This window comes from Flavobacterium artemisiae, from assembly GCF_042678225.1.
GTDB lineage: Bacteria > Bacteroidota > Bacteroidia > Flavobacteriales > Flavobacteriaceae > Flavobacterium > Flavobacterium artemisiae.
In genome coordinates this window covers 953409-966232 of record NZ_JBHUDZ010000018.1, presented here as the reverse complement: position 1 = coordinate 966232, position 12824 = coordinate 953409, and the positions used below count along the sequence as shown (strand labels likewise).

At 31.9% G+C, this 12824-nt stretch carries 12 protein-coding genes; 4 read left to right on the top strand and 8 right to left on the bottom strand.

From position 1 onward, the window contains the following. Positions 1 to 11: 11 nt before the first annotated feature. From ACFSC2_RS24020 to ACFSC2_RS23985, 8 genes are all read right to left on the bottom strand, one after another. Entirely contained in the window at positions 12 to 479 is a 468-nt protein-coding gene (locus tag ACFSC2_RS24020; protein ID WP_379813640.1) for a hypothetical protein, read from the bottom strand. A 33-nt stretch (positions 480 to 512) separates the two neighbouring features. Continuing rightward, positions 513 to 1790 carry a Na+/H+ antiporter gene (locus ACFSC2_RS24015; protein WP_379813639.1) on the bottom strand — a complete coding sequence of 426 codons (1278 nt, stop codon included), beginning with the start codon at positions 1788 to 1790 and terminating at the stop codon, positions 513 to 515. 143 nt (positions 1791 to 1933) lie between these two features. Continuing rightward, entirely contained in the window at positions 1934 to 2644 is a 711-nt protein-coding gene (locus tag ACFSC2_RS24010; RefSeq protein WP_379813638.1) for a TauD/TfdA family dioxygenase, read from the bottom strand. Next, positions 2619 to 2939 (bottom strand): hypothetical protein, encoded by a 321-nt coding sequence (locus tag ACFSC2_RS24005; RefSeq protein WP_379813637.1) that lies wholly within the window; start codon positions 2937 to 2939, stop codon positions 2619 to 2621. Before ACFSC2_RS24005 ends, ACFSC2_RS24010 begins: the two co-directional genes overlap by 26 nt. An 83-nt stretch (positions 2940 to 3022) precedes the next feature. Next, complete coding sequence (locus ACFSC2_RS24000) at positions 3023 to 3463, bottom strand: hypothetical protein (RefSeq protein ID WP_379813636.1); 441 nt, start codon at positions 3461 to 3463, stop codon at positions 3023 to 3025. A 27-nt stretch (positions 3464 to 3490) separates the two neighbouring features. Continuing rightward, positions 3491 to 4123 (bottom strand): hypothetical protein, encoded by a 633-nt coding sequence (locus tag ACFSC2_RS23995; protein WP_379813635.1) that lies wholly within the window; start codon positions 4121 to 4123, stop codon positions 3491 to 3493. 171 nt (positions 4124 to 4294) lie between these two features. Then, a complete protein-coding gene (locus tag ACFSC2_RS23990; RefSeq protein WP_379813634.1) occupies positions 4295 to 5017 on the bottom strand; it encodes a hypothetical protein in 723 nt (240 codons plus the stop codon). 142 nt (positions 5018 to 5159) lie between these two features. Continuing rightward, positions 5160 to 5726 carry a DUF4919 domain-containing protein gene (locus tag ACFSC2_RS23985; RefSeq protein WP_379813633.1) on the bottom strand — a complete coding sequence of 189 codons (567 nt, stop codon included), beginning with the start codon at positions 5724 to 5726 and terminating at the stop codon, positions 5160 to 5162. Between the two features lie 419 nt (positions 5727 to 6145). Here ACFSC2_RS23985 and dnaK point away from each other — a divergent pair, with 419 nt between their 5' ends. From dnaK to ACFSC2_RS23965, 4 genes are all read left to right on the top strand, one after another. Continuing rightward, entirely contained in the window at positions 6146 to 8029 is a 1884-nt protein-coding gene (gene dnaK, locus ACFSC2_RS23980) for a molecular chaperone DnaK (protein WP_095927810.1), read from the top strand. 226 nt (positions 8030 to 8255) lie between these two features. Next, positions 8256 to 9329: a magnesium/cobalt transporter CorA gene (corA, locus tag ACFSC2_RS23975; protein ID WP_379813632.1), complete on the top strand. Its 1074-nt coding sequence runs from the start codon at positions 8256 to 8258 to the stop codon at positions 9327 to 9329. Between the two features lie 68 nt (positions 9330 to 9397). Next, entirely contained in the window at positions 9398 to 11491 is a 2094-nt protein-coding gene (gene pta, locus ACFSC2_RS23970) for a phosphate acetyltransferase (protein WP_379813631.1), read from the top strand. A gap of 85 nt (positions 11492 to 11576) precedes the next feature. After that, a complete protein-coding gene (locus tag ACFSC2_RS23965; protein ID WP_379813630.1) occupies positions 11577 to 12761 on the top strand; it encodes an acetate/propionate family kinase in 1185 nt (394 codons plus the stop codon). Positions 12762 to 12824: the final 63 nt, after the last annotated feature.

The window sequence follows — 12824 nt, the reverse complement described above, 5'->3', positions numbered from 1 at the left end:
TCTTTATTTCATTAAAGGCTTTCAAGATTATCCCATTCATATTCGATATTATTAACTTTCAAGTAATACGGAATAAGCAGAATAATTTCTAATCTTAAAGAAAAATGTCCATTTGCTGTAGTAAAGGGAAGAATAAACATAGATGCTATACAAATTGCAACACCTACAATTGCATCTATTTTAGCAATCATAATTGCATTTGGTCTTTCGAACCAAAGAGAAAAAGCAGCAAATCCTTTTAAAAGCATAATTGCAATTATAAAAAATCCAACTCCAGAATATGCGTTATTAGTAGAAAAACCGTAAATAGATAAATTTACATTATCAACAAAAAGGTTTGTTATAAGAGTGCCGATAGCAAATACGCTTAGAATCATAAAAATCCAGCAGAAAACTTTTATCCACCACGGCAGCAATTTTCGTCTTACTATTTCTGGTTTGTCAAATTCATCAAATTTACTTTCTAATTCTTGGTTCATTTTTTTTTAGTTTAAAAGGTTAGTTAATAGTATTTATTCTTTTTGTTCTTGTATGATTTCTTCTTTTGTGTTTAGTTTTTTAACGATCCACGGCAGTGTTAATCCTTGTCCGATTAGAGTTAAAAGCACAACTGCTACTGAAATAAATATGATAGCATTTCTATGCGGAAAAGGTGTTCCGTCTTCAAGAGCTCTCGGTAAACCGATTGCGATAGCCAGCGAAACAATACCACGCATTCCAGACCATCCTAAAATAATACTATTATTAAAATCGAGTAAGGCATGTTCGCTCACTTTTCGTTTTCTTCGATTATCCAAAAAGGCTTTTTGAAGATTAATTTTCTGCAAAAATACTCTTGCCATTCTAAGTAACAGTGCTGCGATGGTAATAATGACCGCATATCCGATATAAGGAAGAATCATGTCGTTGTCTATATCCTTTAAAATGTATCGGAAATTGAGTCCAATTAAGATGAAGATTAATCCGTTTAAGAGAAAAATGATCACATCCCAGAGTCCTTTAGATTGATTTTTAAGACTCTCTGGAAATATTTTTTTGCTGAAACGCGAAATTGCTAATCCTAAAATCACTACGGCAATTACACCAGAAACGTGCAGATGTTCGGCAATTAAATACGTTACAAACGGCATTAAGAGCATAAAACTGATCGTAACTTCGGGCTTCTTTTTTACGCGCGCGAGTATAAAAGATAAGATTTTTGACATTACAAAACCAACGACAAATCCGCCGCCAAGTAACAAAAAGAATTCTAAGGCTGCTTTCCAGATTATAAAAGCCGCACCCATAACAGCTGCAACTGCAAATCGATATGCAACCAAGGCAGATGCATCGTTAATAAGACTTTCGCCTTCAAGAATAGTGATGGTTTTATGAGATATTTTAAGGCCTTTTGTAATACTGATCGCAGCGACTGCATCTGTAGCAGAAAGAATTGAGCCTAATACAAAGGCTAGAGGCCAGGTCATTTCTGGAATTAGATAATATGCCACAACAGCAATGGCAACCGTGGTAAGGAAAACAAGCCAAATGGCCAATGTAGTAATGGTATGTATATTGGTTTTAAAATCTTTTGCAGAAATATTGAATGAGGCATCATACAATAATGGCGGCAGAAATAAAAGAAAGATTATATCTGGATTAATTACAATTTCATTCATTGTTGGGATAAAGCCAATTTCGACTCCAACAATAACGAGAAGAATAGGGTAGGGAAGTTTTAATTTGTCTGCAAAGGCAGCAATTCCTATTACAACGGTTAGAATGAAGATGATAATACTGTAGTTTTCCATTTAGGCTTTGTGAAAAAATTATTTTATTTGCTAAATATACATATAGCGTTTGATTGAGCGTTTATTTTTTATTAGCATATTTAGATTTACAAACTTCGGATTAATTAGGTCTGTTGTTTTTATGAATTATAAACTTAACTGTTTTATGAAATAGTAAATCTTATTCTTTTAATTAATCTTTTGGAGTCTATATCAATTCCTTTTCGTCCATGCAGCATTAAATCATTTCGAAACAAGATTAAATCTCCTTTTTTTAATTTGATATCGAATGAATTACTTTCAAAAAGTTCATCAAGTTTATTTAATTCATCAATTTCAATTTTACTTATTTCAGAAAAAGATTCTATGGTTATTCTATCATAACAAATTTTATATGTCTTATTCTCAAGCGTTAAAATGCTTCTGGATTGATTTCTAAATTTCCATTTTTTATTTAATAGTTCTTCAATTCTTTTTTCAGATAATTGATTTATAACCTCATTTAAGAACATAAAAGTACTTTCTCCTTGTTTTAAGGTGGCCGGCTCTACGCATAATAAACCTATACAATTTGGAATCGAATTAAAATCGGCACAATCAGTATGTAAAGGAAAAGCTAAGTTTGAATTGGCAATAGATTCAAAAAAACTATTTTGCTTAACTATTTTCACATTAAAAACAGCTTTTCTGTTATTATTTCTGTTTTCAATAATTGAAACTCCAATTGTATTAATGAATGATTCAAAAGCGTCGTCTGATAAAGGAAAGTTTTCAATGAGAACCAAAGTATTTCCTTGTTTTAAATCTTCAATGACAGATGAGGAATTTAAATTAGTATCGAATTTGTATCTAGTTAACAAGTCCAACACTTTCATCTATAAATAAGCTTAGTTCTTTGTTTTTTCCGTTCTTTGGAAAATCAATGATTCTTTGCTCTAAATCAGTGATTATTTCAAATTCATCCGATTCAATTCCAGTTTTAAAGTAATAACTACATGCTATTTTTTCTACATGATCGCCCCATTTTAGCTCTTTATAAAAAGGTATTTTTGTTTCTTCATGAATTTTATTCAAAAGATCTCCAATAGATAAGTTTTCATTTATGTCTATGCTTAAAATTTGTGACGTTTTATTATCATAATTTAAACTTGAAAAAAGTTCAATGTTCATTCTTTGAGGTTTTTAATTTATATATTGCTTTAAGGTTTTTAGAATTTTAAAAAAACTTATTCGTAAATCCTATATGTTTTCGATTATTCATTTAACTCATGCTTTTTTGTTTTTCTTCTAAACAGTAAAAATTGTATTGATGAAAGAAATATATAAATCAAAGAAAAAGCGCCAAAGATCTGCATAGGCCTGATTTTAAAGGATTGATTGTCTGTTGCCAAAATGATAATTACAGTAATAATAAAAATGAATGGTAATCCTAAAAATGTCAAAAGTGACATGTAGTAATTATTTCGAATGTTTTTTTTGAGATTGAGAAATAATGGTAACGAACAAATAAGTATTCCAATCAAATATACCGTTGAAAGAATTATGTTTAAAAGAATATCTAAAATGGCTATGAAGTTTTCAAACCAATCTCCGTCGGTTGCCTTTGTTTCAATAATAACAATTCTATAAATGATAAATAAAACAATACTTATCAGAAAATTAATTATCCAAAACTTAAATATTAATTTTTTCATTCCTGTTTTTTATTTCTTCTATTCTCTTTAAAATGAATCTTTTTCATTTTCTGATTCTTTAGAGTTTACCAGCAATAAATTGTCTTTTTTAAAAACAAAGGTATCTTCTTCTTTGTAACTCCAAGAATTGCCAGAGCGCATATTTACACCGCTTGCTTTAAATGTTATTTTGATTGTGTCTCCTTTAGTTAGAATATTTATATAATCAAATGTATTTTGTACGCTTGCTGTGTATGGCACTGCAGAACAGTCTTTCAAACGTTCTAATGATTTTTGATCATTTTTGAACCACTTTCTTAAAAAAGATAAATGAGTGTTAGAACATTGATAACCAAGATTGAGTGCTGTATTGATTTTACAGCTTAAATTGTCATAATTCTCATTTGCCTTACCATCCCAATCGCATTCACTTCCAATAAAACTTGAGACAAATCCGAGTGCGGCTCTTTCTGGTTCGGATATATTTTTACAATATTCCTGATTTATGAAAATTGTATTAACAGTGTCTTTCAATTCTTTGTCATATTCATCCTCTCTCCATAAAAACTTTACTGACTTGTCTGTCATTTTAATCGGAGTTTCAACTTTTACAGTTTTTGATTCATTTTTTTTTGCACAAGACATTAATAAAATCAAAATGATTAAGATTGAATATTTCATTTTAGATTGTTTTTTTATAGTTAATTATCTCTTGTTGTATGGTATTAAATATTTTCTTAACAAGGTTTGGAAAGGGTTATTAAACATATAAGAATTATTGGTTTGATGTATTTCATTTGTATATTTTTTAGACAATGTTATCTAGCGTCAACAAGCATTTCTGAGTATTTTTTATTTAATCCAATAACTATCTAGTTTTACTTTGAATGGTTCCCATTTTCCGAAGTACTCATTTCTTTCTAAGTCTTTAAAATTAAATTGATCAGATAAGGTTTTATTGCAGGTTATTTCGATTTCAATTTCCGTCCAACTCCCTCCAACATTTTTCATTTTAAATTTTTCATGCGGAAATTGCTTTTTTACTCGCGAAACAATTGAATTGTATATTTTATTATCTTCATCTAAACAATCTTTAGTTCCTTTTTTGCAATTGTAAGTAAACCGAAAAGAACCTTCAAATTCTAACCAATTTGGATTTGGAGTCATAATAAGTTTTTCATCTGCTATCATTTTTTCTCGATATAATCTACCTTCAGTTACAGTTTCAAATATTTTATTTTGCCTTATAGGCTTTTTTAATTTTCCGTAAAACTCTCTAAGTTTATTGGTGTCAAAATAAAAATAACCTTTATCAGTAACTATTACTTTGCATTCTAGATTTATTGCATATGATTCTAAAATTTGCCCTTTTTTACAAATAAAAATATCGTAATGATAACCACAAGAATATTTTTTACTAGGTTTATTGAAAGTCCAAACTTTTTTAAATTGATTTAAAACTTTAATATCGTCCGTATAGAATTCTCCTATACTATCCCTCAAAGCATTTTTGTTATTTTCAGAATATAGGCCTAAAATATAATAACCACCTTTATTAAAATCATAGTTTTTCATTGTTTGAGTTTGCGCAAACGAACAAATACTCAAAAATGTAATTGCAATTAATAATATTGTTTTTTTCATATTTTCTTTATGAATTCTCTCATTCGAAAGTAATGCAAAATGTTCTACTAAAGGATGTTAGCAGGTTTATTTCTTATTTCCAAAACTGCCACCATTTTTTTTGTTCTACTTCTTCAAGTGATAATTGCAGTTTTCCTTTATCAATTAAATTTTGCATTCTTTTAAAACAATTAGTAATGTCAAAATGAAATTGCTTTCCAGAAACACATTCGAGTAAATCAATAGTTTTGTCGTTCGATTTGATGAGACTTTGTATTTTTGGGTCTTCATTTAAATACCTTAAAAAGTCTCTTTCATCAGATATGCGGGTTACGATATATGGAAATTCTAACGTCCCGTCACCAGTCAGGCTGATCCCTTCCAATATTTTATCAGCAATTATTGTTTCCATTCTTGCGTCTTTTTCGTTTCCTATTTGCTGAAGCGCATAAGATTTATACAAGTGTGCTCTAGGAGATAGCATGATATTGATCTCATTGTAATTTATTACTTCGGAATATTCTTCTTCATCGAGTAAATTTTCTAAGATATTTAAATCTTCCGAATAAGGATCGTAATCCTCATGATTGATTATTATGGACTGAGATTTTAAAAAACTCTTTTTGCTAGTTTCTCGAAAAAATGAAAATATCTCTTTCATATATGTTTTTTAGTTGTGTTTGATAGAGTTTTCTGGTAGATAAATGTCTTTGATGTCTATTTTTAAAATGAGGTATATCTTTACTATTAAAAGGAAGAAAAGTTCATTTTAAAATCAAATATATGTTTTATTTCTGATCAATAATTTTATACACTTTTGATTTTTGTACTAATTAAATTATTTTGAATACTGCTTTTTAAAATGATTGTCCTGGCTTGAATTTAAAATATAATAGTTGTAAAATGACAGCTAAAGTATTGATTTGCCATGATTGTCAGGTCTTAAAAATGTCATGTTGGCAGATTTTTTTGGCATGCCAATAGCAAACTGACAATTTATATTGGTTTTTTATATTGGCACAAAGATTGACTTATGCCACATGAGTTTAAAAATTAAATCAAAAATTAAATATATAAAAAATGGGTAAAATAATCGGAATTGACTTAGGTACGACGAACTCTTGTGTTTCTGTAATGGAAGGTAACGAAGCAGTTGTTATCCCTAACGCAGAAGGAAAAAGAACTACTCCTTCTATCATCGCTTTTGTTGAAGGTGGAGAAATTAAAGTAGGTGATCCTGCAAAAAGACAAGCAGTAACGAATCCTACAAAAACGATTGCTTCTATTAAACGTTTTATGGGACACACTTTTGCTGAAACTCAAGAAGAGGCAAAAAGAGTTCCTTACAGTGTTGTAAAAGGTGACAACAATACGCCACGTGTGGATATTGACGGTCGTTTATACACTGCTCAAGAATTGTCTGCAATGACACTTCAAAAAATGAAAAAAACTGCTGAAGACTATTTAGGTCAAACAGTAACTGAGGCAGTTATTACAGTTCCTGCTTACTTTAACGATGCGCAACGTCAAGCTACAAAAGAAGCTGGTGAAATCGCTGGTCTTAAAGTTATGCGTATCATCAACGAGCCAACTGCTGCTGCACTTGCTTACGGATTAGATAAAAAAGGAAATGATCAAAAAATTGCTGTTTACGATTTAGGTGGAGGTACTTTTGATATCTCTGTTCTTGAATTAGGAGACGGTGTATTCGAAGTATTGTCTACAAATGGTGATACTCACTTAGGTGGTGATGATTTTGACCAAGTTATTATTGACTGGTTAGCTGACGAATTCAAATCTGAAGAAGGTATTGACTTACGTTTAGATCCAATGTCATTACAGCGTTTGAAAGAAGCTGCTGAGAAAGCTAAGATTGAATTATCATCTTCTGCTGAAACAGAAATCAACTTACCTTACGTAACTGCTACTGCTTCTGGACCAAAACACTTAGTGAAAAAATTATCTAGAGCTAAATTTGAGCAATTATCTGATACTTTAGTAAAACGTTCTATGGAGCCAGTTGCTAAAGCATTAAAAGATGCAGGTTTATCTACATCTGATATCGACGAAGTAATCCTTGTTGGAGGTTCTACTCGTATGCCAAGAATCGCTGACGAAGTTGAAAAATTCTTCGGTAAAAAAGCATCTAAAGGTGTTAACCCTGATGAGGTTGTTGCTATTGGAGCTGCTATTCAAGGTGGAGTTTTATCTGGAGATGTAAAAGATGTATTGTTACTTGACGTAACGCCTCTTTCTTTAGGTATCGAAACTATGGGTGGTGTATTGACTAAATTAATCGAGTCTAACACAACTATCCCAACTAAAAAATCTCAAGTATTCTCTACTGCTGCTGATTCTCAACCATCTGTTGAAATCCACGTATTACAAGGAGAAAGAGCAATGGCTGCTGATAACAAAACTATCGGTCGTTTCCACTTAGATGGTATTCCACCAGCACCAAGAGGAGTTCCTCAAATCGAAGTTACTTTCGATATTGATGCTAATGGTATCATCAAAGTTTCTGCAACTGATAAAGGAACTGGAAAATCTCACGATATCCGTATCGAAGCTTCTTCAGGATTAACAGCTGAAGAAATCGAAAAAATGAAAAAAGATGCTGAAGCTAACGCTGATGCAGATAGAATCGCTAAAGAAAGAGCTGAAAAATTGAACGAAGCTGATAGTACTATCTTCCAAACTGAATCTCAATTGAAAGAGTTAGGAGATAAATTAACAGACGATCAAAAAACAGCTATCGAATACGCTTTAACTGAATTGAGAATGGCTCACCAATCTCAAGATCTTGACGCAATCCAAAAAGGATTAGACAATGTAAATGCAGCTTGGAAAACAGCTACAGAAGCAATGTACGCTCAAGGTGGTGAAGGACAACAAGCTGCTCCACAACAAGAGCAGTCTTCTGGAGATAACGTTGAAGACGTTGAATTCGAAGAAGTAAAATAATTTACTCTTTAATTGAATATAAAACCGAGTCAGAAATGGCTCGGTTTTTTTGTTTTATTTTATGTTTGTTAAACCCGACAGGTTTCAAAAACCTGTCGGGTTTAATATTTTTATAAAAGTAATAAAAATATTACATAAACGAAATATCTAACTTTTCCACAAACTGACAATTGTCATTTCCTTTTCGAATTCTTTTTCGTAATATTACTATTGTAAAATATCCTGAATGAGAAAGATTAAATATAAGAAAGGACGCAAGCTCCAGCACATTACTTTAGAGTATACAGGTTCGCACAAAGAGCATGAAACCGAAATGCAGCTTTTTGTATATGATGATGCAGATGTAGTTGAATATGATAAGTTTACAGTTTTAGCTCTCAATTCTTGTTTTGATTATACTAAAAACAATTGGCTCAATATTCATGGGTTAAATGACATCAATCTCATCAAAACTCTTGGAGCGAATTTTAAATTAGATGACTTTTTACTTGCGGATATTTTAAATACAACTAAAAGAACAAAGCTGGAAGAGCAATCAGATGTTTTGTTTTTTAATATAAAGTCACTCCTTCCTTCTGAATATTCAGATAATATAAGTGTTGAACAGATTAGTTTTATTGTTAAAGACGGAATCTTAATTTCATTTCAAGAGAAACGAAGCGACTTCTTTACACATATTCGTGAGCGTCTGCGTACACATGCAGGAATTGTTAGAACCAAGAAAGTAGATTATTTATTGTATCTGCTTTTAGACGCTGTTATGGAGAATTTCTATATCACATTAGAAGATGAAGAAGATAAAGTAGAAGACCTTATTAATCTTACCAAGAAGGATGCTAAGCCTATTATTTTAGAGAAAATTGAAAACCATAGAGATAATTTAAATTTTTTAAAACGTTCGATCGTACCGCTTCGAGACTCACTTTATTATTTGAAAACGAAGAAAGACGATGATGATGATAATGGCTTAATTCAGAAAGAAACATTCAATTTTTTTATCAGACTGCATCAAAAAAGTTTAGAGCTTTTGGAACAAATTGAATCTGATATGAGTTCTTTAGAAAGTGCTTCTAACTTTTATTTTTCGGAACAGAGCCGAAAGATGAACGAGATCATGAAAACCTTGACGATCATTTCGGCAATATTTATCCCGCTTACTTTTATAGTAGGAGTATACGGAATGAATTTTGAAAATATGCCGGAGCTTAAAACACAAAACGGTTATTTTATTACAATGATCAGCATGTTTTTTCTCGTCATTGCGCTAATCATTTATTTCAAGAAAAGACGTTGGTTTTAATGTTTATTTGTCTTTGAAACGTTTGATTTTTGTATTAAATTTGTTATTTAGAATAAATATAAATAATTATGAGTAAAGCAATATATATAGCTACAAGCGATCATAACAGCGGGAAGTCAATTATTACACTTGGCTTAATGAGCATCTTGATTGGTAAAACGGCTAAAGTAGGTTATTTTAGGCCTATAATTGAAGATTTTGTTGACGGTGAGGTAGATAATCATATTGAGACCGTTTTGTCTCATTATAACCTTGATATTAAGATTGAAGATGCGTATGCGATTACGAAAAGTAAACTCATCAAAAAGAAGAATAAAGGTAAAATTGGAGAAGTCCTAGATTTGATTATTGAAAAATATAAAAAGCTGGAAGAACGTTTTGATTTTGTTTTGGTAGAAGGAACAAGTTTCACCGGAGAAGGAACATCAATAGAATTGGATACCAATGTTTTAATTGCCAAAAATCTTGGAATTCCAACTATTATTATTGGTTCTGGTATTGGAAAAACTTTGGACGAATTAGTAGACAGTCTTTCATTGGTTTATAATTCATTTAAAGTAAAAGAAGTGGAGGTTCTGTCTGTTTTTGCTAATAAAGTACAGCCAGAAAACATAGAATTGGTTCGAAAAGGACTTCAAAAAAGTCTTCCGCAAGACGTCTTGATCAATGTTATTCCATTGATTTCTAGCTTAAACAATCCGACTATGCAGGAAATTGTTAATCAATTACATGCTAAGGTTTTATTTGGAGACGCTTATCTAAACAACGAAATCGGGCATTACAGCGTAGGAGCAATGCAATTGCATAATTATTTAGTGCATCTAAATGACAATGCATTAGTTATTACTCCAGGAGATCGTTCTGATATTATTCTTGGGGCATTACAAGCCAATGAATCGGCCAATTACCCTACGATTTCAGGGATTATCTTAACAGGTAATATTATTCCAGAAGAAAGCATCTTAAAGTTAATTGAAGGACTTTCTGCAATAGTTCCGATCATTGCCGTAGACGGTGGAACGTATCATATCACCAACAAAATTGGTGCAATTAAATCGGAGATTTATGCCAATAATACCCATAAAATAGAAACTTCGATTACAACCTTCGAAAAATATGTTGAAGTTGAGCCTCTGTCTGAGCGACTTATCACTTTTGTGCCAGAAGGTATGACGCCAAAAATGTTTCAGTACAATATGGTAAAACGTGCCAAACAGCATCGTAAGCATATCGTATTGCCAGAAGGGAATGATGATCGAATTATTATGGCGGCTTCAAGATTGTTAGATATGGATGTAGTAGATATTTCAATTATTGGAGATAAAAAACAAATTGAAAGTAAAGTGACAGAATTAGCGCTGACTTTTGATTTTTCTAAAGTAAATATCATTAATCCAAAAGAGTCGGAGCTTTACGAGGACTATGCTAATACTTATTATGAGCTCAGAAAGGCTAAAAACGTAAGTATTACAATGGCGAGGGATTTAATGGAAGATGTTTCGTATTTCGGAACTATGATGGTTTATAAAGGCCACGCTGACGGAATGGTTTCTGGTGCTGCACATACAACGCAGCATACGATTTTGCCAGCACTTCAGTTCATTAAAACCAAACCAAATTCATCTGTAGTTTCTTCAGTATTTTTTATGTGCTTAGAAGATAGAGTTTCTGTTTTTGGTGATTGTGCTATTAATCCAAACCCAACGGCAGAACAGCTGGCAGAAATAGCCATTTCTTCAGCAGAATCAAGTGCTGCATTCGGAATTGAACCAAAAATTGCAATGCTTTCGTACTCATCTGGAGCTTCAGGAAAAGGAGATGAAGTAGATAAAGTAAGAACAGCAACCGAAATTGTGAAACAAAAACGTCCAGATCTAAAAATCGAAGGACCAATCCAATACGATGCTGCCGTAGATCGTGCGGTAGGAAAAAGCAAAATGCCAGATTCTGAAGTTGCAGGACAAGCGAGTGTGTTGATATTTCCAGATTTAAATACCGGAAACAACACTTACAAAGCCGTTCAGAGAGAAACTGGAGCTTTGGCCATCGGACCAATGTTACAAGGTCTAAACAAGCCTGTAAACGATTTAAGCCGCGGCTGTACCGTAGACGATATCATTAATACTGTTGTAATTACGGCAATTCAAGCGCAAGGATTGTAAATCAATGAAAATTAAAAATTAAAAAATCTGATTCTCAAAAAGCTCAACAGCTTAGAGACTTAGAAGCTTAGCATCTCTAAATAAAATGAAAATACTTATCATAAACTCTGGAAGTTCATCTATAAAATATCAATTAATGGTTATGCCTGAAAACGAAGTAATTTGTTCGGGTATGATTGATAGAATCGGATTAGAAACTTCAAACGTGACTTTTAAAACAGCAGCCAATTCTCATGAAGAAATAATTCCGATTTTAACACATAAAATTGGTTTACAAAAAGTAGCCGATATGCTTTTGCATCCAGAAAAAGGAGTAATAAAATCGACATCAGAAATTACTGCTGTTGGACATCGTGTTGTTCATGGCGGAAGTTATTTTTCTGATACAACAATAATTACGGACGAAGTAAAAGAAAAAATTAAAGAACTTTCAGAATTAGCACCGCTTCATAATCCAGCGCATTTAGTTGGAATTAATGTTGCAGAAGAAATTTTTGCATCGGCTAAACAAGTTGCAGTTTTTGACACCGCTTTTCATCAAACAATCCCAGTTGAAGCACATAAATATGCTATTCCAAATTTTCTTTTAACAGAACATAAAGTTCGTGTTTATGGTTTTCACGGAACAAGTCATAAATACGTTTCAGAAAAAGCGAGTCGTTATTTAGAAAAGAATTCTAAGATCATTACGATTCACTTAGGAAATGGTTGCAGTATGTCGGCTGTAAAAGACGGAAAAAGTATTGATACCACGATGGGATTTTCCCCGGCAAATGGTTTAATTATGGGAACTAGAGCAGGAGATATCGATCAATCTGTAATTTTTTATATGGTAAAAAGTCTCGGATATACGCCGGATGAGGTAAATTCAATCTTATTAAAACAAAGCGGTATGCTTGGATTAACAGGATACAGCGATTTACGTGACATTGAAGCCAAAGCGGAAGAAGGGAATAAAGACTGCGAATTGGCTTTGTTAATGAATGCATATCGAATTAGAAAAACAATCGGAGCTTATGCAGCCGCGTTAAACGGATTGGATGCTATTGTTTTTACAGCGGGAATCGGCGAAAACTCTTCGTTTATGCGAAATTTAATCTGTACCGATATGGATTATTTTGGAATTGAAATTGACAAAGAAAAAAATAAAATTCGTTCTAAAGAATTAAGAGAAATCAATTCAGTAAATTCGATCGTAAAAGTTTTGGTTGTTCCAACAGACGAAGAATTTGAAATTGCAAATCAAGTTTATCATTTGCTTGAAAATTAATTGAAAAGGCACTTAATATAGAAAGCTTCTCCATCGAGAAGCTTTTTTTACGTCATTAAATTA

Bases quoted from the DNA above. Each gene is read 5' to 3' on its own strand.
- ACFSC2_RS24020 (WP_379813640.1), bottom strand. From the start codon at position 479: ATGAACCAAGAATTAGAAAGTAAATTTGATGAATTTGACAAACCAGAA.
- ACFSC2_RS24015 (WP_379813639.1), bottom strand. From the start codon at position 1,790: ATGGAAAACTACAGTATTATCATCTTCATTCTAACCGTTGTAATAGGA.
- ACFSC2_RS24010 (WP_379813638.1), bottom strand. From the start codon at position 2,644: ATGAAAGTGTTGGACTTGTTAACTAGATACAAATTCGATACTAATTTA.
- ACFSC2_RS24005 (WP_379813637.1), bottom strand. From the start codon at position 2,939: ATGAACATTGAACTTTTTTCAAGTTTAAATTATGATAATAAAACGTCA.
- ACFSC2_RS24000 (WP_379813636.1), bottom strand. From the start codon at position 3,463: ATGAAAAAATTAATATTTAAGTTTTGGATAATTAATTTTCTGATAAGT.
- ACFSC2_RS23995 (WP_379813635.1), bottom strand. From the start codon at position 4,123: ATGAAATATTCAATCTTAATCATTTTGATTTTATTAATGTCTTGTGCA.
- ACFSC2_RS23990 (WP_379813634.1), bottom strand. From the start codon at position 5,017: ATGAAAAACTATGATTTTAATAAAGGTGGTTATTATATTTTAGGCCTA.
- ACFSC2_RS23985 (WP_379813633.1), bottom strand. From the start codon at position 5,726: ATGAAAGAGATATTTTCATTTTTTCGAGAAACTAGCAAAAAGAGTTTT.
- dnaK (WP_095927810.1), top strand. From the start codon at position 6,146: ATGGGTAAAATAATCGGAATTGACTTAGGTACGACGAACTCTTGTGTT.
- corA (WP_379813632.1), top strand. From the start codon at position 8,256: ATGAGAAAGATTAAATATAAGAAAGGACGCAAGCTCCAGCACATTACT.
- pta (WP_379813631.1), top strand. From the start codon at position 9,398: ATGAGTAAAGCAATATATATAGCTACAAGCGATCATAACAGCGGGAAG.
- ACFSC2_RS23965 (WP_379813630.1), top strand. From the start codon at position 11,577: ATGAAAATACTTATCATAAACTCTGGAAGTTCATCTATAAAATATCAA.